The following is a 22,077-nucleotide window of genomic DNA, read 5'->3' on the forward strand; positions in this document are numbered from 1 at the left end:
GAGAGGGCCATGCGCCACGGTAAATCCGGCCGCAAGCTCAATCGGACCTCTAGCCACCGTAAGGCTATGTTCGCAAACATGGCAGCGTCGCTGATCAAGCATGAGCAGATCGTGACAACCCTGCCTAAGGCTAAAGAAATGAAGCCGATCATCGACAAGCTCATCACCCTGGGCAAACGCGGTGATCTGCATGCGCGCCGTCAGGCGATCTCGCAGATCCGCGATGCGGCCATGGTGGCGAAACTGTTCGAGACCCTCGGCGAACGCTACAAAGACCGTGATGGCGGTTACTCACGCGTGCTGAAAGCCGGTTTCCGGTATGGCGACAACGCTCCGATGGCTGTCATCGAGCTGGTCGACCGGGATCCGGATGCGCGCGGTGCCGAAGACCGTGCACGCACGGAAGCAGAAGAAGCTGCTGAAGACGCAGCGTAAGTTTCTGGCTTTATCAGAAGTGATGAAGGCGGGCCTTGGGCCCGCCTTTTTCAATTTCGCCTTACGTTCGGTACGTTTCGTTTATTGCGCAAATTATCAATGATTTAACAGTCATGGGTTTAGGCTCTCTGAGGTTTCTCGCGGGGGACTTCAGGAGAATAGCTTTGACCTACCGACAATCGACACCGGCCGCCCGTAAGTGGCCGACGATCAGACTTTCCTTTTTTATTCCAGCACTTATGGTTTTTGTTACCCTGGCAGCGTGTACCGCGGTCGGGATTATCGGGTTCATTAATGGCCGCGACGGATTGCGTCAGGCAGCTGAAGCCGAGTTGGGGATGGTGATTTCGGCGCGCTCGGCGCTCCTGGATGCCCGCCTTGATGCCCTCGGGAATGATCTGGTCAACGTGTCGACTGGTGCCGGCATCAAGGAAGCCATGGTCAACCTTGCAAATGCGACCATGAACCTCGGCAATGTGCGTGAGGAGCTTCTGGAGTATTATGCGGTCTCGGAAGATCCGAGCGAGCGCGCACTGCTGACGGGTGAAGACCACAAGTCGATGTATTCCTGGCGGCATTCGGAGATTCACGGCTCGTTCCTGTCCATGTGGCGCAACGGCGGGTATGGCGATCTCTATCTGATCGATCCGAATGGTCTGATCATGTACTCGGTCACTAAAGGCGGGGAGTTTCTCTACAATGTGGATGAGATTGCCGGCGGCGAAACCGGATTGAAAACCGTCTTTGAAACTGCAAAGTCCATTGAAGAAGGTAACTTTGCGGTCAGCGAATTCGAAACCTATGCGCTTGCTGACGGTTCCCCGGCCATGTTTGCCGCAGCACCTATGTACATCAATACGTTTGGTGAGGTCTTGTTTGGCGGCGTTATCGCGGTCCGCGTGGATGCCGCCACCCTTGATGCGGTTCTGGCGGATCGTGAAAATCTGGGTGAGACCGGACAGGTTTATGCAGTCTCGGCCGACGGGCGTTTGTTGAGTAACAAGCCGCTGGCTGAGACCGAGACCGCATTGACTGAAACCAGCGAGGCCGATGTTGTTCAGGAAGCCTTGGCGGGCCGGGCTGCCGCAGCCATTGAGGCCGGACAAGACGGCGAGGCGCGTTTGATGGTCGCCGAGCCGTTTCCGTTCCAGGGGCAGAACTGGGCAATCGTTGCAGAGCGGACCGAAGCCGAGACATTTGCAAGCGTTACGGCAATGCGGAATTCGATGGTGCTCTGGTCACTGATTGCGGTCGCCGTTGCAACCGTCATCGCCATTTTCTTTTCCCGCCACATCACAAAACCACTCACCAAGCTCGTTGGGGCATTGAATGCGATCGCAGATGGGGATCTCAACGCGGAAATCCGGGCTGCGCGCCGAAACGATGAAATTGGCGATATCGGGCGTGCGGTTCTGAAGATCCGGCAAAACGCTGCAGACGATAACGACCGCCGCGCCCGGGAACAGGCAGATGAAGCCCAGCACCAGGCGTCACAGCGGCAGGATATGCTGGCAAGCCTTGCCGGTGATTTTGAAGCGACTGTCGGAACCGTTGTCGACAAGGTGGCAAAATCCGCAGCCGCACTGCGGGATTCTGCCAACAAGATGCAGACGATGACCGACACCGCCGGGACCACATCGGCAAACGCTGCGTCCATGTCCCAGGAGACATTGGCGGAAGTGGAGTCAATTGCGGCGGCTTCCGATCAGTTGTCGAGCTCCATTCAGGAAATCTCAACATTGATCGAGCGGTCGTCCGCAGTGGCTTCTGCTGCCACGAAACGCGCGGAAACCACCAACACCACCGTCAAGTCGCTTGCCGAGGCGGCAAACCGGATCGGTGAGGTCGTCACCTTGATCAGTGATATCGCGGACCAAACCAATTTGCTGGCGCTCAATGCGACCATCGAAGCCGCGCGCGCCGGGGAAGCGGGCAAAGGCTTTGCGGTTGTGGCGTCGGAGGTCAAGGATCTGGCTGCGCAGACCGGGAAGGCAACCGGGGAAATCCAGCAGCAGATCGACGCGATCCGCGGGGCCACCGATGACGCGGTCAAGGCTATCGGCGACATTCAGGATACGATTGGTGAAATCACCAATTCTGTGAGTGATGTTGCCGCTGCGGTTACGGAGCAAAGCTATGCGACACAAGGCATTGCCGAAAACACCCAGCGGGCCGCAGGCGGAACATCGAAAGTGACCGAGGATATCCGGAACGTGTCGTCCTTGTCGGATGATGCCAACCGGGCTGCTTCGAGCTTCTCCGAGGAAGCCTCCCGCATGGCGGCGGATGCCGATCATCTTGATGAAGAGGTGCGGAACTTCCTGCGCCAGGTGCGCTCCGCCTAATCGCGCTTACAGTGCAAGCCATTCAGGAGCCGCTGGTCCGCCAGCGGCTCTTTTCATTTTGCATTTGCCACGTTTCTTCCCTATCTCCGGTGTAACGCTCGGAACGCAATGAGAAACAAACAAGAGGGCTAAGGGATGCGCCGAACACACGCCGCGCTGCTGACACGTTTGAAGTGGATCGGGCTGGCCGGGCTCCTGGCGTTCGGCATCGGACCTGCTACCGCGCAGGACACACAGCCGACACCTGCGGATCTGCGTTTGGTCCCGCAATCGGATGCGCAGGTCAAATTGTCGTTCGCGCCCATCGTCAAAGATGTGGCACCGGCAGTCGTCAATGTTTACGCAAGCCGCAAGGTCGTCCGCCGGCAGCGTGTGTCCCCCTTCTTCGATGATCCCTTTTTCCGCCGGTTTTTCGGGCAGCCGGGCGGCAATATGGGCCGGCCTCAGGAGCGGGTACAATCCTCCCTCGGATCCGGGGTTATCATCTCGGAAAGCGGAACTGTGATCACCAACCACCATGTGATCAAGGATGCCGATGAGGTTCGGGTTGCGCTGAACGACCGGCGCGAGTTTGACGCGGACATTGTGCTGCTGGACGAACGCACTGATCTTGCCGTTCTGCAGATCCGTGAAGACGGGCCATTCGAGCATGTCGCATTCGCGGACTCCGACAGTCTTGCCGTTGGGGATATTGTTCTAGCCATCGGGAATCCGTTCGGGGTCGGACAGACAGTCACGCAGGGTATTGTTTCCGCACTCGCGCGCACACAGGTCGGTGTGACGGATTATCAATTCTTCATTCAAACCGATGCGGCGATCAATCCGGGCAATTCCGGCGGAGCGCTGGTGGATATGACCGGCAAGCTTGTTGGCATCAACACCGCGATTTTCTCGCGATCTGGTGGTTCCAACGGCATCGGTTTTGCCATTCCGGCTCACATGGCACGGTTTGTCGCCAGTGCGGCAGCCCAGGGCGGCAAGGTGCAGCGCCCTTGGTTGGGGGCGACCGTCCAGGCCGTGACCGCCGAGATTGCGGAGGCGCTGTCGCTTGACCGTCCGCGCGGGGTATTGATCGCGGCAGTTCACGAAGGATCTCCGGCAAAGGCAGCCGGCCTTGCGGTGAGCGATCTTGTCGTTGCAGTGGACGGAAAGGAAGTGCTCGACCCGGATTCCTTCGGCTACAGGTTCGCCACCAAGATGATTGGCGAGCGCTCCGAATTCACGGTCTACCGGGGTGGCCGACAGCAGACCATCTCCATCAACTTGCAACCAGCGCCCGAAACTGTGCCGCGGGATACGCGTGAATTGACCGATTACTCTCCTTTCGAGGGCAGCACGGTCATGAACCTGTCTCCGGCCGTATCGGAGGAAATTGGTCTTGAGGGCGTCTTTGAAGGTGTTGTGATATCCGACGTTGCACGTGGGAGCACCGCCGACCGGGTCGGGCTGCGCGAACGTGATGTTATCAGGGCGATCAATGACCGGGCTGTGGAAACGACCCGCATGCTGGAAACCATGATCCGGACCCCGCCGCGTGTCTGGCGGCTTGATATCGAGCGTGACGGCAGGATTTCCCAGATCATTTTGCGCTGAGGGGCGAGGGGAGCGTGAGCGACCTTTTTGAAGCATCGGGACTGGCTGCGTCCGCACCAAGGCCGCTGGCAGACCGAATGCGTCCGGCAAGGCTGGAGGATGTTGTCGGGCAGGACCATCTGCTCGGCCCTGAAGGCACGCTCTCACGCATGCTCAAGACCCGGACACTCGGCTCCCTGATCTTCTGGGGGCCACCGGGAACAGGCAAGACCACGATTGCCCGGCTGCTGGCAAACGAGACGGATCTCGCATTTGAACAGATTTCGGCGATTTTCTCTGGTGTTGCGGACTTGAAGAAAGTGTTCGAGGCCGCGCGTGCCCGCCGGATGGGGGGCCGCGCCACTTTGTTGTTTGTTGATGAGATCCACCGATTCAACCGGGCTCAGCAGGACAGTTTTCTTCCCGTTATGGAAGACGGTACGATCACACTGGTCGGGGCGACAACGGAAAACCCCTCTTTCGAACTGAATGCTGCCTTGTTGTCGCGGTCTCACGTAATGACGTTCCAGTCCCTGCCGCTGGAGGCAATTGGTTTGTTGCTCAAACGGGCAGAAGAAACCGAGGACCGGAAACTCCCGCTGGACGACGAAGCACGGGCCGTGCTGATGCGCATGGCAGACGGCGATGGCCGGTCGGCGCTGACCCTTGCGGAAGATGTCTGGCGTGCTTCGTTGGACGATGAAGTGTTTGATGCGGACCGTTTGCAGGAAATTGTTCAGCGCCGGGCGCCGATCTACGACAAGAGCGCGGATGGTCATTACAATCTGATTTCCGCTCTGCATAAGTCTGTGCGCGGGTCCGATCCGGATGCCGCGCTCTACTGGTTCTGCCGCATGCTGGATGGCGGAGAAGACCCGATGTATCTGGCGCGCCGGTTGATCCGCATGGCGGTCGAAGATATCGGGCTGGCCGACCCGAATGCACTGGTTCAGGCAAACGCGGCGCGCGACGCTTATCAAATGCTTGGCTCACCCGAAGGCGAACTCGCGCTGGCCCAATGCGTGATTTATCTAGCGACCGCGCCAAAATCCAACGGGGCCTATGTCGCCTACAAAGCGGCGATGCGCGATGCCAAAACCAGTGGCTCCCTGCTGCCGCCAAAGCATATCCTGAATGCGCCTACCAAATTGATGAAGCAGGAAGGGTATGGAGACGGCTACCAGTACGACCATGATGCCCCGGATGGCTTTTCCGGTCAGGATTACTTCCCGGACACTATGGGGCGGAAGACCTATTACAAGCCGCCGCAACGGGGGTTTGAACGCGAATTGCGCAAACGTCTCGAGTATTGGACGAAGCTCCGCACGGACCGGTCTTCGTGAGACGACTGATGTTATCGGAGGCGGTCCCCATATGCGCTGAAAGCCTTCTTTCGCTAGCTATGATTTTAGATGCCGTTATAGATCGGAAAATGCCGACTTGAGCGCGGAGAGCAGTTTGGTGCGCTCATCCTTGCTGAGATCTTCGGCGAGATCGGATGCAACGTCTTCCAACTGCCGCGACACCTCCAAAAGCCGTCCGTCCAGATTTCCGCCTATCACTGCCTTTTCGCGCAAGACCTCGAAGGTCGTCACCGGGTACGCAATGCCTTTGACGGTGATATCACCGTTTTCCCTGCAGACAATGTGGTTCTTGACCTGAGAATAGGTCTCGAACGAAATCAGGATAGACCCTGGATTAGAGAGCGCTTCGAGACGGGAGGCGGTGTTCACGCCGCGCCCAATGATCGTGTAGTCCAGCCGGTCCTCGCTTCCGAAGTTTCCGACCGTGCAATAATCGGTATGGATCCCCATCCGGCATTTGAGCGGCTTGGAAATGCCGGCCTCCATCCACACCATTTGCAATTCAGACATGCGCTTCTGCATCTCGATCGCCATGCGGACACAGGCAAGGGCATCCTCAGTAACACCGCGGGTGTCCGGATCGCCGAAAAAGATGAGAATGGCATCGCCAACATATTTGTCGATTGTGGCGCCATGCTTCAGCGCAATCCGCGACATCTCCGTGAGATATTGATTGAGGATCGCCGTGAGTTCCTCAGATTCAAGCCGGTCTGCTGTTTCCGTGAAATCGGCAATGTCCGAAAAGAAGACGGTCAGTTTCTTGCGGGTGGCTGTAATTTTGACCTCTTGCCGCCCCTCGAAAATGGATTGGTAGACCTGCGGAGACAGATACTTTGCCAATTGTTTCGACAGCGCTTCGAGATGAGCCGATTGGTCTGCAAGCTGGTCTTCAACGGCCTCGCCATGCTCAATCGTGGCCTCGTAAAGAAGCTTCAAGTCGTCGAGCTCCGCCCGCAAGGCTTGAATTTCATCTTCCTGTCCGGCCGGGCCGGGATCAGGCGCCTTGCTGATGCCATCGCGTGGCTGCGACGGGTCGGATTTTTTGTGTTTCTTGGCCGCGTTGTTTCCCATTTTGTCCAACAGGCTTGAGGACGTGCGCGCCTCTCCGGAATCGTTAGGCTGACGCCAGCATAGTAGCTGATTATTCCGCTGCGCTTACGGAAAAGTGTAACAAATTGTGCAAACTTCTTGGCCACGACAGCAAAAATCGTAGCTACATCATGAAGATGCGGTGGTTAAATGTCTCAGGCGCGAAGGAACGGGGTCATCGGACGCAATGAAGGAAATTGAACTGCGCTTGGCCCTGGTTCTTTATGGCGGCGTTTCGTTGGCCATCTACATGCATGGCGTGAGCCGCGAAGTCTTGAACCTTGTCCGGGCGTCCAAGGTGCGGCTTGAGCGCAAGTCGCGTGCCGGCTCCGCTCCCACCCAGCAGACTGCACAGCCTCCGGCGCAGCGCGCGTTCCAGGATCTTCTAGATTTGATGTCCAGTGCCGCGGATATTCGCGTCGTCGTGGATGCGATTGCGGGGGCCTCAGCGGGCGGTGTGAACGGCATTATGCTTGCTCGCGCGCTTGCTCATGACCTTCCATTGGACAGCCACTCCCGCATGTGGCTGGAAAATGCGGACGTTACGCGGCTTGCAAGACCGCAAAACGGCTTGTCGCGTTATCTGAAGATGTCGGTGTCGCCCGTGCTGGACCGGTTGGTGTCTTCGCGCCTCAGCAAAAAGATCGAGAGCACGGAAACGCGGGAAAAGCTCAGGCAGTTCATGCAGGCGCGCTGGTTCTCGCCTCCCTTTTCCGGCGAGCGGTTTACCGGCTGGATGCTGGATGCGTGTGAGAAGATGGACGGGGCCGGTCGCCACGGAGCGACCTTGATCCCGCGCGGCCAGACGCTCGACCTGTTTGTGACCTTGACCGATTATAATGGCATCAAGCGCAGGATTCATTTGGATGATCCGGACTATGTGGAGGAATGGGATCATCGCCGGATCCTCAACTTCCATGCCGTTCACCGGACCCAAGGGTATCTGGACAGTCAGTTCGAGCGGGAAAACATCCCGGAACTCGTCTTTGCGGCCAGAGCCACATCCTCATTTCCAGGCGCTTTTCCTCCCTCGACTGTCCCGGAAATGGAGCGCGTGCTGGCGCGGCGCAAACAAGCCTGGAAGCAGCGCGACGCGTTTTTAAGCCGTGCACTCGGGTTGAATGCTGAGACGTCCGGCACGCACTGCTTCGTCGACGGCAGCGTCGTCATGAACAAGCCATTTGCGCCTGTGATCGATGTCATCCAGGGCCGGCCCGCCGCCCGTAAGGTCGAAAGGCGCCTCATCTATGTTGATCCCGCGCCGGTAGAGCGCACGGAAAACACCCGGAATCCAACGGAGGTTCCAGGCTTTTTCCGGGTCATTCTAGCCTCGCTTGCACATATCCCGCGCAACGAGCCGATTGGCGATGATCTGAAAGAGCTTGAAGCCAACAACCGCCGCAGCCGCTGGCTTTCAAGGTTGATTGATGCTGCCGCGCCTATGGTGGATCAGGCAGTTGGCGGCTTGCTTCCAAAACGCAAGACAATCACAACTGACGTGGTTTCAGAGTGCCGCCATAAAGCCACGGTCGCAGCTTTCGAGCAGGCTGGATTCGCCTTTCTCAATTACCAGTCGCTCAAGCTCCATGCGCTTGCCGAACGCCTTGCCCGTCTTGCCTGTGATATCGGTCCGGGGGAAGACGACCGGAACAGGGAAGACAGCTACCTGAGTGCGTTTTCGGAGCATCTGACTGGACTTGCAACAGCGGGCGCCGATGTCTTGGGGCGGACCGATCCCAATGTGGTGAACGCGCTGCGCAGCCTCGACGTTGATTACCGGATCCGCCGCCTGCGGTTTGCCGTCCGGAAGTTGAATGGGTTCTATGACCATTACCGCGGCTCCGGCCTGACACCCGCTGATCCGGATGCGTTGGACCAGCTCAAAGGACTTATCTACGAACAGATCGATCACCTGAGCTGGCGCTGGAACCGCCAGTTTTACGGGTCGCGATGCCGGGCTTTGACCGAAATGCTCCGGGAGAACGGCCAAACTGAAGATGGTCAGACCGGGCCCCATATTGAGCGGTTCCTGGACGGATTGTCGAAAATGATGGGCCTTCGGGACCTTGACCGCTTGCAAGACGAGCTGTTTGCCCAGACGGCCCGTGAGCTTTTGGATAAGGACCGTCATGCCTCCCTGCTACAGTCGTATGTGGGCTTCGGGTTTTATGATCTGATCACGTTCCCCGTTCTTCAGCGAAACGACTTTGCCGAGGTCACCGAGATTCTTGTCGACCGGATCAGCCCGCGGGACGCAGAGAGCCTTTACACCGACGATTTCGATCTGAAGGGCAAGTCGCTCAACACCTTCGGTGCGTTTTTTAACAGGGCGTGGCGGGAGCATGATTACCTCTGGGGGCGGCTGAATGCGGCTGACCGGCTGGTCAGCATCGTTCTGTCCACCGCGAAGGGCGACACTCTGCCGCTGGCCAGTTTGAACCAGGCGCGGGCACGTATCTTTTTGGCCATTCTGGAAGAGGAACGGCCGCATCTTAAAGAAATCCCTGACGAAATTGAGCGTGTCGATCAATTGATCCGAAGCGTTTACCCGGACTTTGCCCATGTTCTTGAAGACGTCTGATCCGGGCCCTGCAACTTTTTGCACCGCCGAACCTTGACGCTGCGTTGCCCGGCTGGTTAGGCATTCCTGTGCTATTAAAACTCAGGCGATGCGAATGCTAGACTGGCTGTCACACTATACCGGTACCGGGATCTGGGCTTTTGCCGCCCTGTTCTGCATGCTGTATGCGGTGAGTATCACGGTGTTGTTTGCCACCGGTCTCACCATGACAGCCCTCAACAAACGCCACCCCGACCGCAAGATCCAGAAACGGGCGCCGACCCATGATGCTCTCAGGGACATCAAGTCGTCGATGGTTCAGCTCTCCATCACCAGCACCTGTCTAGCAATCGGGCTCTACGCGCAAATGCGCGGCTGGACCTTGTTTGATCCCTTTGGGTTGAGCTGGTGGTCTGTTCCGGTGTTTTTTGTGCTGTCGCTGGTGCTCCATGACACGTGGTTCTATTGGGGGCACCGGATCCTTCACACCAAGATGTTCTACAGGTTCCACAAGCCGCATCACATGACGATCACGCCGACGGTTTGGTCGAACGATGCCGGGTCCAGTGTCGACACGCTATTTGCCCATTCCTACTACGCCTTGGTTCTGTTCGTCGTGCCGATGCCGCCGCTGGTTTTCCTCGGGCACCGTTTGTTCGACCAGGTGTCCGCGGCGATCGGTCATTGCGGATACGAGCATTTTGCGGCCCCGTCCGCCAGAAAGCCATGGCCGCTGTTGTGCACGCTCTATCACGATCAGCACCACCAGTATTTCGTCTATAACTACGCCAATTACTTTTCCTTCTGGGACCGGCTATGCGGCACGATCCACCCGACCTACGATGGCAAGGTCGAGGGCTTTGAGCAGCTTTATGCCGGCCAGAAGCAGGATGCGGCCGAATGACCCTGGTCCTCGATTATCTTCTTGTTCTCGGCGCCATTTATGCAGCCATGCTGGCTGTTTACTTCGGCACAGGCTTTACTCTGATTGCGATCAACCGGCGGCACCCGGAGCGGCGCATCCAGAAACACCGGGATGGCATGAAACGCCAGCGCGAGGAGATCCTGGCGTCGCTGAAGGCCCTCTTCACGTCCTCTGTGCTGCTGTCCGGCGGGTATTTCGCGCAGACCCAAGGATGGGTACTGTTCCCGCCGGTGGACTTGAGCTGGTGGTCCTTCCCGCTGATGTTTGCGGTGTGCTTTGTGCTGTTTGATGCCTGGTTTTACTGGGGGCACCGAATTCTGCATTTGCCGGCACTTTATAAGTTCCATGTGCCGCATCACCGGTCAATCGCACCGACTGTCTGGAGCAATGACAGTTCGACAACGGTTGATACCCTGATCGAGCACTCCTTTTATTTCGTGGTCTGGTTCGTCCTTCCAGTGCCTGCGCTCAGCGTGTTCGCCCTGCGGCTGTTCGACCAGATTTCAGGGATGGTCGGTCATTCGGGGTTTGAGTATTTCGCGTCCAAGTCGTCGCGCTATCCATCGCCGCTGATTTGCACGACGTTCCATGATCTGCATCATTCGCAGTTTCACTATAATTACGGTAACTTCTTTTCGTTCTGGGACCGGGTTTGCGGAACCGTTCATCCAAAATACGATCAATTGGTGCGTTCCATGGAAGAAACCGGAGAAGTTCCGGACACGGAAGATACCAAAGTGAAAGCAACCGGGTGAGCCCGCACGCTCCGTGTCAGCCAACCGACAAACTGGACATTCTTAGCTCATGCTCGAACAGGCGCTGACAGTCTTCTTGGAGTTTCTGCCGATCTACGCGGCAGTCTACGCGGTCAATGTATTCCTGTATTTCGCGACGGGGTGGGTGCTGGTAAAAATTCAAAACCGCCATCCGGAGCGCCGCATCCAGCCGCACCGGCGCGGTGAAAAACGCATGTGGAAGGAAATCCGGGCGAGCGTCTGGTCCTTGACCGTGACAGCAGGTTGCCTTGCCGGGGGCATACTCTTGTCCCTAAAGGGCTGGACCTTTGTTGCACCACTCGAACTCTCCTGGTGGTCGGTGATCCTGATGTTCGTCATCTCGATCATTGCATTCGACACATGGTTTTACTGGGCGCACCGCTTCATGCATACGAAGCTGATGTACCGGTTTCATGCCGAACATCACAGATCGGTTGCCCCAACCGTGTGGAGCACCTATTCGGACGATCTGGTCGATGCTTTCGTGATGCAGAGCTACTATCTATGGGCGGTCCTGATCCTGCCGATCCCGGTCGAAGTCTTGATCCTTCACCGGCTTTGGGACCACTTCAACGGGACCATCGGGCATTCCGGTTTCGAGTTTTACGCATCGCCGCTCTCCCGGATGCCATCACCGATGGTTTGCGTGACCTTTCACGACCAGCATCACTCGCGTTTCAGATATAATTTCGCAAACTTCTTTTCCTTCTGGGACCGGGTGTGCGGGACGATTGATCCGAAATACGATGGTCAGGTAAAAGTGTTTGAAACGATGGGGCAGGAGCAAGGCGCCAAGAAAACGGCCCCGGGCGAATGAAGCACCTGCTTCTGGTCATGGTGGGGGGCGGCCTTGGAGCCGGTGCGCGTCACCTGGTCTCGCTCATGACGTTGCGGATGTTCGGTCCCGGTTTTCCCGCCGGCACGCTCTCGGTCAATGTCATCGGCTCACTTGTTATGGGGCTGTTCATTGGCTGGCTTGTTAAGCACGAGGCGGCGGGCCTGCAGGACGTCCGGTATTTTTTCGCAACCGGTGTGCTTGGCGGCTTCACCACTTTTTCGGCTTTTTCACTGGACACGTCCGTATTGTGGGAACGCGGTGACACACATCTCGCCCTGATTTACGTGCTGGCGTCGGTGTGCCTGTCGATCGCGGCCGTGTTTGCGGGTCTCGCCCTTATGCGGCATGCCTATTCTTAACGGTGCCTCTTTCTTTTCGGCCGGATACAGCCTATACGCAGCGGAACTATTTTGGGGGCCGCAATGAGTATCCGGTTCCCGGCACGCGCAGTCGTTTCATACTGCAGCTGAACGAGATCAGACATGTCCGCGATTGAACAAAAAACAGTGGCCGCCGATGAGGCGGGCATGCGCCTCGACCGTTGGTTCAAGGCACATTATCCAGGCCTTGGCTTCGGCCGCCTGCAAAAACTCCTGCGCACCGGGCAGGTGCGGGTGGATGGCAAGCGCGCGGAAAGCAACACACGGATCGCAAAAGGGCAGGTGATCCGCATTCCGCCCTTGGGTGTCGAGCTGCCTGCGGACGACAAGAAGAACGCAAAACCGAAATCGACCAAGCTCATCGCCGATGACCGCAAGGCCATCGAAGACATGATGCTGTATGAAGACAATCAGGTCATGGTGCTGAACAAGCCGGCTGGCCTTGCGGTTCAAGGCGGCTCCGGGCTCAAGCGCCATCTCGATGGCATGCTGGAGGCATTCGCCGACAAGAAAGGCCAGAAACCGCGCCTTGTTCACCGGCTTGACCGTGAAACATCGGGGATCATCCTGGTTGCCCGGACCCGGCAGGCGGCGCAGGAGCTCACCAAGGCCTTCCGCCATCGCAACACGCGCAAGATCTACTGGACAATCCTTGCAGGTGTTCCCAAACCGCATCAGGGCCGGATTTCAACGTTCCTGGCACGGGATGAAGGCGAAGAGCGCATGCAAATCGTCCGGCAGGGCGGGGCGGATGATGCCCAACATGCGGTGTCGCTTTACTCGGTCTTTGAAAAATCCGGCCAGAAGCTGTCCTGGGTGACCATGAAGCCGGTTACCGGACGGACGCACCAGCTCCGCGCGCACGCAGCCCATATCGGACATCCGATCATTGGCGACGACAAATACTTCAATATCGAGAACTGGGAATTGCCGGGCGGCATACAAAACCGCTTGCACCTCCTGGCCCGGCGGATTGTCATTCCGCATCCGTCCGGGAACGGCATGATTGATGTGTCGGCGCCTCTCCCGCCGCACATGCAGCAGACCTGGAACCTTCTGGGTTTCGATGCATCCGACTATGACCCTGAGGCTGATGATCCGGATGAAAACATCATCAAGCGGTAAGCGATCTCCGCATCTATTTGAGCTTGGAAATGATTGAACGGTTGACCAAGTTCGCTCAGACGGCAAACCTGCTGGCCGATGCGGCTGGCGAGATCGTGCGGGCGGCCTGGTTTGGTCAGGGAGCCGTTTCGTACAAGGAAGACCGTTCGGCCCTGACCGAGGCGGACACAAATGTCGAACGCCAACTCCGCAAGCTAATCGCAGAACACCATCCCGATCACGGCATCTTAGGCGAAGAGTTTGGCGAACAATCGATCGGAAACGAGTATGTGTGGGTATTGGACCCCATCGATGGCACCCGTCAATTCGGAGCAAGATTGCTCAATTTCGGCGTTTTGATTGCCCTTTGCTACAAGGGCACGCCTGTTCTCGGTGTCATTGATCACCCGCTGGGGCATTTCCGTTACTGCGGGATCATTGGACTTGGCACGACCTTGAATGGCAAACCCCTCACGAGCCGCAGAAATTTATCCCTGGACCATGCAGTCCTGGCGCTTGCGAACCCAAATTCGTTCAGCGGTGAGAGCCGCAGGGGCTTTGATGCCCTCAACGGCAGGGGCGTTATGACGGGATTTGATGGCGGCTGTCTGGCCTATGGCGCATTGGCCCGCGGGATGGTGGACGTTTGTTTGAACGGCCCAGATCTTGAACCATTCGATATATGCGCATTGGTCCCGGTTGTCGCGGGGGCGGGCGGGTGCATTACGGATTGGAGCGGTGCACCCCTGTCGTTGTCTTCGCGAGGGGCAATTGTGGCTTCAGGCTGCCCGGATCTTCACGAAGACGTCCTGGCCCGGCTCAAAATCCAGGTTTAAATGCCCTGGAACAGGGCTGTCACGATGACCGAAGCCAGTGTGACGGCAACGACGCCTGCCGCCAGCTTCCAGGCGTCCGACCTTTTCTTCAAGCCCGGCCAGCCGAGCGGTTTGATCACTTGGATCGCCGCGACCAGGATCAGAAATAAAGCGATGATTTTGGTCAAGGAAGGCTCCGGGTCGGGGTTAGAGCATCGGGTGTTTGTCAGAAACGCCCGAAGATGCTCGACCGCTCAACACCCGATCAGCGGGCGATTGAATGCCCAACCCATACCCAATCGGCCTTCCGACAACAAGAGTGCTACCGCGAAGCGTATTTGCGCTCGTTGTACATCGCCACATATTTGGGCAGTGCGCTCATGTTGGGCACGACAATCATCGTCTCGACCTTGCCCTTTTTGAACGCGTTCAGAAACTTGTTGTAATGGGTAAAGGCGACGCATCCATGTGAGCCCTTGCTGTTGCGCAGCAGAGGCGAGTGGGCCAGCATGCCGTCCCGCCCGCGCATGGCCGCAACATCGTAGGGGAGCATCCTGATCGCTTCGACCCCATGGAAGCGCCGCTCGCGCATCCGCAGTTTGTAGACATTCGGCGGTGTCGGACCGAGGTTTTTCACGTAGGCATACTTCGGATTGTTCATGCGGTGGCCAATACCGGAATTTGCCTTGAGTTTGCTGCCATCCGGCATGTGGACCGTAGACGCGCTGATATCGTAAATCGCGACTTTGTTGTTTGGCCCAAGTCCCCTCGGGCCGGAAAACAGCTTTCCAATGCCGCTGAAGACACCCCTCTCTTCTTTTTCCGGAAGTCCCGGATTGGCATAGGATAGAACGGTTCCCTGTGATTGCCGCGGCTCGGATTGAGCTGGTTTGCTGATCGCGCCCGGTTTGGTGCGTACAAGCGGTCTTGGACGCAGATCCGGCACCGGAATGAGGTCTGGGGTCGCAGCTGCAATTTCAAGGCTTGGCTGTTGCGGGGTCTCTAGCTGCGGCGCAACACTTTCTATGACGGCCTGCGGTCCGGCGGTTACGTCCAACGGGACGCGGATGGGAGCGGCTGCCGGAGCGGCATTACCCGGCAGCGCTGCCAGCGTGACGGGAGCTGCTCCGGAAATCGAAGTGTCCTGAGGTGTGACGCCTTGTGCTGGTTCATCCGAATCCGAAGGACGGGTCTGAACGGCTGCCAAGGCAAGCTGGGCCGCCTCCTGCTCACGTTTCAAGGCTACTGCCTGTGCCGCTTGGAGGTTTCTAGCGAGCTTAAGACGGGCCAAACCTTCCGCGAGACCACGGCTTGCCGCCAATTTTTCCTGTTCGGACGGTCCGGTGGGTAATTTGGCAAGATCTGTAGGGGCGCTGGACGGAACTGCCTCCGGCTGCACTTGTGCAAGCTCGGCTGCGGCCTTTGCCGCGGCGCTTTGCGCATCTGGTTGGGACTGTTCCGGCTCCGTGGCAGGCAGTTTTGGCGTCGCCAGTCTCACAATTGCCGGTGTCTGCTGGGTGTGTCCGGCGTGCGTTTCGGGCAGGCCGGAGCTCATGAACCCGACGGTCATGGTTACGGCTGCAAACAGGGCGGAGGCCCCGGTTACACTCAAGCCGGCTGCGAACAGACTTGCCCGTGCGGTCGACCGGGGCGTCACCCCGGCTGGCTGCTTTTGTTTCTTCATAAAGACAAAACGGTCCTGTTGCCCGCAGCTGTCATGGCTGCGTGTCGGTTACGCGCAGTATCTGGCGGCAAACTTGCCCCAAACGTTCGTGCCCACCCAAGATTTGCAGAATGACCGTTTATGGTAACCAGAGGGTTTACGACGGTGTTCTACGTCCTGTGATGTGGCGTAAATCACCTTAAAGAGGCTAAATTCGGGCGCCCGTTGCAAAGCACGGATATCCAAAGATGCAAGCTTGTTCTCAAGGTTAATGTGGATGACGGCGGCAAGTTCTGCCGGAGCGGAAAAAATTGGCTCTGTGAAAATATCAATAGGGTCCGGCGCTGATGGCCTCTCCTCCGCTTGACCGGACAGTCAAAACCCGGCACATGCGGGGCATCAGCAACCAGCGCGCGGGCAAGGCAGTTCATGTATCTGATCATATTCGATGTCGATGGCACTCTGGTCGACAGCCAGGATACGATTTTCCATGGCCTCACGGTTGGTTTTGACGCCGTAGGCTTGCTGATGCCGGATCGGAAAACGGCGCTCTCCATTGTCGGCCTCTCCCTTGAAGAGGCCTTTCTCAATCTTGTCGGTCCTAAGCACGCCGATAAGGTACCTGTCATGGCCGAGGCTTACCGGCAGTCAAAGGTCGCGCGCCGGATGTCCGGCGAGGACAGGGATCCGCTCTACCCGGGTGCCAAAGAGGCAATTGAACGTCTTCATGCCATGGACGATGTCTTGCTCGGCATTGCCACAGGCAAGGCGCGGCGCGGCGTGAACCATGTACTGGATTGCCATGACCTGCATGGCCGGTTCATGACGATACAAACAGCTGACACATCGCCTTCCAAACCGCATCCCGACATGGTGCTGCGCGCCATGGCAGAGGCCGGTGTGGACCCTCACCGGACTGCCGTTATAGGCGATACGGGATTTGACATGGCAATGGCCAAGTCTGCAGGGGCGCATGCGGTCGGTGTCACCTGGGGATACCATGAGCGTGCCCGTCTGGAAGAAGGCGGCGCAGACCGGATTGTTGATCAATTCCATCAGCTCGATGCTGCGCTTGATCAACTTCTAATTAACGACAAGGAAACAGTCTGATGCGTGATTTTCTTGAGACTTTGCATGAGGACGCTGCAAAGGACCCGGAGCAGCGCGCCAGGGAACTTTCCAAGCGCGAATTGCCCAAGCGGTTCTACAAGCAGGCCGTCGCGGTTGCCATGGACGGCGGGCATGCCGTTCATCTGGATGGCCGTCCGGTCAAGACGCCGGCAAGGGCAACGCTTCTGCTGCCAAACGAGGTTCTGGGCATGGCGGTCGCCGCCGAATGGGAGGCGCAGGAGAAGGAAGTAAATCCCGCAGCCATGCCGTTGACGCGGATCGCCAATTCCGCGCAAGACGCTGTCTCGGTCCGGTTCGACGAGGTGGCTGATGATGTGACCAAGTTTGCCGGAAATGATGCGCTTTGCTACCGGGCGGACGAACCGGAGAGCCTTGTTGAGGCGCAGCGCCAGACGTGGGATCCGGTTGTCGAATGGGCGGGCGATCTTCTTGGAGGCCGGTTTGTGCTCATCGAAGGCATCATGCACAAGCCGCAGCCGGAGGCGCTTCTTTCGGCCTGCCGGGTCCGGATTTCAAACGAAAGCCCTTTGCGGCTGGCCGCCTTGCACACGGTCACCAGCCTCACCGGGTCGGCACTGCTTGCGCTTGCCCTGAAAGAAGGCCGGCTGGATGCAGACACAGTCTGGTCGGCAGCGCATGTGGAAGAGGATTTCAACATTGAGCGGTGGGGCAAAGACGCCGAGGCGCAACAGATCCGCACCTACAAGCGCAAGGAATTCGACGCGGCAGCATTCATCTTGAGAAACGGTTGATGGCTGTTAAGGGGACTAACCCCGTGTTTCATTTTTACAACAGGTCTTAATAAATTATTAACTGTCGCTTACCTTAGGTGACGCTTCCTGCATTATGCATCTTTGAATAGAAATTTGGAGGGGCAAATGCGGAATACGGCGGTATTGTTATGCGTGGTTTTTGGAAGCTGCTCACATCATCCCTTGGTTGAAGATGTTACAATCGACTCTTTTCAGATTATGCAAAAAATTAGATGTGAGACAGTGGACGCACTGGAAGACATCATTGTTCAGCAATTGAAAACCGGTGGTGCCGATGAAATTGCCTTGGCACAGAGAATTGAGAGAAACGAAGTAGAAGTAGCAGATATCTCGATTGGATCGCTGCCAAGAAACCTTCAGGGTGCATGGAAAGCCTACGAAGATACGGTGCTTGCATTTGCATTCAGGTTTTTTGTCCAGGAGACAAACGGTGCAAACGGGGAACTGAAATTTTCATTTCCATTTACCGATGGCACTCTCGGCCTGACAATTGGAACAGAAAACGGTCTTCAGCGCATCGGTGAGCGGAAGTTCACGATTGCGGAAACAGTTAGCGAACTCAGCAACGAAGTCGACTGTTCGGACACCAGCAAAAAACAAGGCGGCAATATCTTTTATCCGATTTCAGGTGAAATCGGGATGTATGAAGTTCTGAATACGTTTTTCAACATCAGCCGCAGCGTAACTACTGTAAATGCCTATACCGATAGGATCGAGTTTACGACCACGATAAGTGGCAGCGTTTCGCCTTCGATTGAACTCAGCAGAGCGGACCTGACAAATGCCAGCGCCAAGGTATCGGCGGGACGCGTAGATACGCATCAGCTCTTGTTCACTGTCGACGTGGACGATGGGAAAAGCTTTCAGGTTATCAATCGCGAACAGATTTTGCGCCTTCCGTCTCCGAGCCGTGCATCAACGGAAAACAGAAAGGCGCGGGCAATACGCACACTCGAGCAGGAACAGTTCCTGATAAACAATGATGAGGTTAAAAACATCATCTTGAGCAATCCTCAGTAAAGGTTTGCTCATCCCAGATAGAATGTTGTTGCCATCAGGAAGAAGATCAGAACACCCAGAACATCGTTCGACGAGGTGATGAAGACGCCGATGGCCATGGCCGGGTCTATGCCGATCTTGTCCAGAATAATGGGAATGGTCGCGCCGACCATGGCAGCCAAAGTGGTCACGCAGAGGAGCGAGAGAGAAGTCGCGATTGCCAGGCGGACCGGCTCTTCCAGGGGAATGAACATCGAGGCGCCGAGCACCAGGCCGCCAAGGATCGTGCCGGCAATGGCACCGTTAAACAGCGCGGCGATTAATTCCTTGAAGAGCCGGAAAAAGATATCGCCCGACCATAGCGCGCCTGTGGCAATCCCTTGAACAGCAACGGCAGAGGCTTGCAGGCCGGCATTGCCAGCCATTGACATGGTTACGGGAATGAAGGCTGCGAGGATCGCTGCCTCCGCCAACTGATCTTCATAAGAGCCGACGACGGTTGCTGCGACACTCGCGCCGACCAGGCCCGCCAAGAGCCAGGGCAAGCGTCCGCGTACAATCCGGAACACCGTGTCGTCCGAACGTGCTTCGGCGGACACACCGCTCATGAGCAGCATGTCTTCATTGGCTTCATCCGATGCGATGCGGGTGAGCTGTTTCGGGGTGATCCGTCCGACAAGATGGCCATCCGGGCTGATGACCGGCACTGTGCGCATGTCCCGCTTTCTGGCAAGGCGCAGCACTTCCTCCTGGTCCATATCAGCGGAAACCGCAATCACGTCACGGTTCATGAAATCGCGAAGGGGAGCGTCTTTCGGCGCCAGAAGCAGCTTGCCGACTTCCACGGTTCCGGTCAGCTTTCCATCGGCGTCAGTGACATAAACGGTGAAGATCTTCCGGATCCGGTCTGCTTCGGCGCGCATCTGGCTAACGGCTTCCCCGGCCGTGCAGTCCTCGCGCAAGGCGACAAACTTGCGTGCCATTACGCGGCCGGCCGTGTCATCGGCATAGGTTCCGCGTGATCCGATGTCCTCCACGTCGGGCAAGCGTGCAATCAACTCCTCAGCGACATCGTCCGGAAACTCGTTCAGGATCTCGACCGCATCCTCCGGGTCGACCCCGGCCAGAATGTCGCGGAACTGTTCCAGCGTTGATTCTTCCATCAAGATGGAGCGGAACTCGGGACGCAGTTCGGCAATCACCTTGATAGACGGATTGGCAGGCAGCCATTTGAACAGCTTTCGGGCCTGTTTCAGGCGCAGCCGGGTTAGCAACTGCATGACATCGACCGGGTCCCAGCGTTTCAGAAGATCCACCAATTCCTGGCGTTTGCCGGCCTTGATCAAATCGCGGATGGACCGCAGGGCCTCATCGTTGGAGGCAAGTGGCTCCTGCGCCGGCTCGCGGGTCCAGGTCAAGGTTTCATCGGCGAGGGCGGCACTGGATTGGTTCATGAGACGTGGGCTCCTGAAAGGCCGGACCGCTTCGAGATCAGCGGGCAGTAAATCGGGACCGACTTGCCGCCCAAAGCTGGTCGATTATTGACTGGCCGAGCATCATTTGGCGTTTCGGACTAAACGCCCGATGCTCTAATTGAAATATATGTCATTCCGCTGAACCCGGAACGGGTCATCAAGCGAATAGAGGCAGCGGTTCAAACGTCAAACTCATCCAGGTCCGCGAAGGCTTCCCGCAATTTATCCGACCAGCCGCGAGACAGCTTTTGGAAATAGGGATCGTCCTGATCGATCCGGACCTGCCGTTCGGTAGAGAAACTGTCTGTGTTATAAAGCAGCATGTCGATCGGCATTCCGACCGACAGGTTGGATCGCAAGGTGGAGTCAAACGACAACAGAACCAGCTTCGCCGCCTCGCCAAGGCGCATGTCGGATCGTGTCACACGATCGAGTATGGGTTTGCCGTACTTGTGTTCGCCAATCTGCAGAAACGGTGTATCGGACGAGACTTCAATGAAATTGCCGGCGGCGTAAACCTGAAACAACCTCGGTTCTTCGCCCTTGATCTGGCCGCCCAGAATGAAGGTGACGAAGAAGTTTTCGGCACTGGCTGCCAGGGCTTCGCCGTCAATTGTTTTCACTTCGCGCACAGCGCTGCCAACCAAGCGGGCGACCTGGAACATGGTTTTGGCGGTCATAACCGTCACCCGGTCACTCTCACCAGAGGTGATATGTTCGCTGATGAGCGACACGACGGCCTGGGTAACCGCCAGGTTTCCTGAAGACAGCAATGTGATGACCCGCTCGCCGGGCTCTTCCCAAACGTGCAGTTTTTTGAATGTCGAAATGTTGTCAACACCGGCGTTGGTCCGGGTGTCGGACGCAAACAGCAGTCCGCGGTCCAGTTTTAATCCGACGCAATAGGTCATCTAACAGCCCCTGAGATGCATTCCGGCGGATGCCGGCGCCCACCAGTGAACTCCAGCCTCGCGACCAACCGATGACAGCTACTGCTGCTGCTGCTGTTGCAGTGCAGCCTGAACGACATCGACCTCGACCTGAAGGTTCTCTTCCAGGCCGCCAAACCGGATTCCCCTGATTGGAGCAGCGGAACGCGAATCCAGGCCGGTCGTCAAGCGGATATAGCGGTCAGTCGGGCACATTGCGTTGGAAATGTCGAAACCAGTCCATCCGAGACCGTCGATCAGAACCTCAGCCCAGGCGTGATGGGCTTCAGACTCCTGCTCATCCTCCAGCAAAAGATAGCCTGAAACATAGCGCGCAGGCACGCCGATGGACCGTGCGGCTGCAATAAAGATATGCGTATGATCTTGACAAACGCCTTCGCCAGCGGCGAGGGCGGCTGTTGCGGTGGCATGGGTTTCGGTCACGCCAACCTTGTAGTCTACCTTGTCCCGGATGGCATGCATCAAGGCATGAAAGCCTGCGATCTTGTCGTGAGTGTCAGCATGGGCTGCGAGTTTGCGAATGGCCTGGTTGGCATGAGTGAGGGGCGTCACGCGCGTGTAGAGCCGCGCTGGAACGCCGGTGCCGTTTTCATGTCCGAGAACACCGCTGGTATCGTTGGTGTCAACAACGCCATGGGCCGTAATCTCGACCTCTTCGATAAGATCGCCGCTGCCACCGGACACCATATGCACCCGGTTGCCGAAAGCGTCCTGATAGGTCGTGGCCCGTTCTATGCCCGGGGTAACAATTGTCCACTCGATAACCGATTGCGCTGGACCATCGACTGGTGTCAGCCGCAATTGTTGCATGGCATTTGCCAGGGGAGTGTCATAGCGGTAACGGGTTGTGTGACGAATGGATAATCGCATGCAGCACCTGAAT

At 57.3% G+C, this 22,077-nt stretch carries 20 protein-coding genes; 14 read left to right on the plus strand and 6 right to left on the minus strand.

Translation table 11 applies throughout. The features are described 5' to 3' along the window. Positions 1-9: 9 nt before the first annotated feature. The 4 genes from rplQ to E1180_RS04095 all read left to right on the plus strand — a co-directional run bounded on the left by rplQ (position 10) and on the right by E1180_RS04095 (position 5,695). A complete protein-coding gene (gene rplQ / locus E1180_RS04080) occupies positions 10-435 on the plus strand; it encodes a 50S ribosomal protein L17 (protein ID WP_155189807.1) in 426 nt (141 codons plus the stop codon). Between the two features lie 164 nt (positions 436-599). After that, positions 600-2,780, plus strand: coding sequence for a methyl-accepting chemotaxis protein (locus E1180_RS04085; RefSeq protein WP_208996924.1), 2,181 nt, complete (start codon positions 600-602; stop codon positions 2,778-2,780). A 135-nt stretch (positions 2,781-2,915) separates the two neighbouring features. Then, a complete protein-coding gene (locus tag E1180_RS04090) occupies positions 2,916-4,373 on the plus strand; it encodes a Do family serine endopeptidase (RefSeq protein ID WP_155189808.1) in 1,458 nt (485 codons plus the stop codon). Between the two features lie 14 nt (positions 4,374-4,387). Continuing rightward, positions 4,388-5,695, plus strand: a complete 1,308-nt coding sequence (locus E1180_RS04095) for a replication-associated recombination protein A (protein WP_482822444.1) — start codon at positions 4,388-4,390, stop codon at positions 5,693-5,695. A 75-nt stretch (positions 5,696-5,770) separates the two neighbouring features. On the opposite strand, the gene E1180_RS04100 is transcribed toward E1180_RS04095, so the two are convergent. Then, positions 5,771-6,787, minus strand: coding sequence for an adenylate/guanylate cyclase domain-containing protein (locus tag E1180_RS04100; protein WP_155189810.1), 1,017 nt, complete (start codon positions 6,785-6,787; stop codon positions 5,771-5,773). Between the two features lie 205 nt (positions 6,788-6,992). On the opposite strand from E1180_RS04100, the gene E1180_RS04105 reads away from it, so the two are divergent. From E1180_RS04105 to E1180_RS04135, 7 genes are all read left to right on the plus strand, one after another. Next, positions 6,993-9,386, plus strand: coding sequence for a patatin-like protein (locus E1180_RS04105; RefSeq protein ID WP_155189811.1), 2,394 nt, complete (start codon positions 6,993-6,995; stop codon positions 9,384-9,386). Positions 9,387-9,480: 94 nt separating this feature from the next. After that, positions 9,481-10,269, plus strand: coding sequence for a sterol desaturase family protein (locus E1180_RS04110; protein WP_155189812.1), 789 nt, complete (start codon positions 9,481-9,483; stop codon positions 10,267-10,269). Next, positions 10,266-11,045 (plus strand): sterol desaturase family protein, encoded by a 780-nt coding sequence (locus E1180_RS04115; protein WP_155189813.1) that lies wholly within the window; start codon positions 10,266-10,268, stop codon positions 11,043-11,045. Before E1180_RS04110 ends, E1180_RS04115 begins: the two co-directional genes overlap by 4 nt. A 49-nt stretch (positions 11,046-11,094) precedes the next feature. Beyond that, positions 11,095-11,883, plus strand: coding sequence for a sterol desaturase family protein (locus E1180_RS04120; RefSeq protein WP_155189814.1), 789 nt, complete (start codon positions 11,095-11,097; stop codon positions 11,881-11,883). Continuing rightward, positions 11,880-12,263 (plus strand): fluoride efflux transporter CrcB, encoded by a 384-nt coding sequence (gene crcB, locus E1180_RS04125; RefSeq protein ID WP_155189815.1) that lies wholly within the window; start codon positions 11,880-11,882, stop codon positions 12,261-12,263. Before E1180_RS04120 ends, crcB begins: the two co-directional genes overlap by 4 nt. A gap of 123 nt (positions 12,264-12,386) precedes the next feature. After that, entirely contained in the window at positions 12,387-13,409 is a 1,023-nt protein-coding gene (locus E1180_RS04130; protein ID WP_155189816.1) for an RluA family pseudouridine synthase, read from the plus strand. A 29-nt stretch (positions 13,410-13,438) separates the two neighbouring features. Beyond that, a complete protein-coding gene (locus E1180_RS04135) occupies positions 13,439-14,224 on the plus strand; it encodes an inositol monophosphatase family protein (protein ID WP_155189817.1) in 786 nt (261 codons plus the stop codon). On the opposite strand, the gene E1180_RS22030 is transcribed toward E1180_RS04135, so the two are convergent. Beyond that, the gene (locus tag E1180_RS22030) at positions 14,221-14,391 is read right to left on the minus strand and encodes a hypothetical protein (RefSeq protein ID WP_196220519.1); all 171 of its coding nucleotides are present in this window, start codon (positions 14,389-14,391) and stop codon (positions 14,221-14,223) included. The genes E1180_RS04135 and E1180_RS22030 overlap by 4 nt on opposite strands. Before the next feature lie 134 nt (positions 14,392-14,525). Then, positions 14,526-15,887, minus strand: coding sequence for a DUF2778 domain-containing protein (locus E1180_RS04140; RefSeq protein WP_208996925.1), 1,362 nt, complete (start codon positions 15,885-15,887; stop codon positions 14,526-14,528). A gap of 408 nt (positions 15,888-16,295) precedes the next feature. Between E1180_RS04140 and E1180_RS04145 the strand changes: the two genes are divergently transcribed. The 3 genes from E1180_RS04145 (at position 16,296) to E1180_RS04155 (ending at position 18,790) form a co-directional block, all read left to right on the plus strand. Further along, the gene (locus E1180_RS04145; RefSeq protein WP_155189818.1) at positions 16,296-16,976 is read left to right on the plus strand and encodes an HAD-IA family hydrolase; all 681 of its coding nucleotides are present in this window, start codon (positions 16,296-16,298) and stop codon (positions 16,974-16,976) included. After that, positions 16,976-17,749 carry an ATP12 family chaperone protein gene (locus tag E1180_RS04150; protein ID WP_155189819.1) on the plus strand — a complete coding sequence of 258 codons (774 nt, stop codon included), beginning with the start codon at positions 16,976-16,978 and terminating at the stop codon, positions 17,747-17,749. Before E1180_RS04145 ends, E1180_RS04150 begins: the two co-directional genes overlap by 1 nt. 126 nt (positions 17,750-17,875) lie before the next feature. Then, on the plus strand, positions 17,876-18,790 hold the full coding sequence (locus E1180_RS04155; RefSeq protein ID WP_155189820.1) for a hypothetical protein: 915 nt from the start codon (positions 17,876-17,878) through the stop codon (positions 18,788-18,790). Between the two features lie 8 nt (positions 18,791-18,798). Here the strand turns inward: E1180_RS04155 and mgtE are convergent, their stop codons facing one another. From mgtE to E1180_RS04170, 3 genes are all read right to left on the minus strand, one after another. Beyond that, positions 18,799-20,223, minus strand: a complete 1,425-nt coding sequence (mgtE, locus tag E1180_RS04160; RefSeq protein WP_155189821.1) for a magnesium transporter — start codon at positions 20,221-20,223, stop codon at positions 18,799-18,801. A gap of 200 nt (positions 20,224-20,423) precedes the next feature. Further along, the gene (locus E1180_RS04165) at positions 20,424-21,155 is read right to left on the minus strand and encodes a proteasome-type protease (RefSeq protein ID WP_155189822.1); all 732 of its coding nucleotides are present in this window, start codon (positions 21,153-21,155) and stop codon (positions 20,424-20,426) included. Positions 21,156-21,233: 78 nt separating this feature from the next. After that, complete coding sequence (locus E1180_RS04170; protein WP_155189823.1) at positions 21,234-22,064, minus strand: transglutaminase family protein; 831 nt, start codon at positions 22,062-22,064, stop codon at positions 21,234-21,236. Positions 22,065-22,077 lie beyond the last annotated feature (13 nt).

Origin of the sequence: Roseibium denhamense (assembly GCF_009711415.1) — a bacterium.
Taxonomy (GTDB): Bacteria; Pseudomonadota; Alphaproteobacteria; order Rhizobiales; family Stappiaceae; genus Roseibium; species Roseibium denhamense.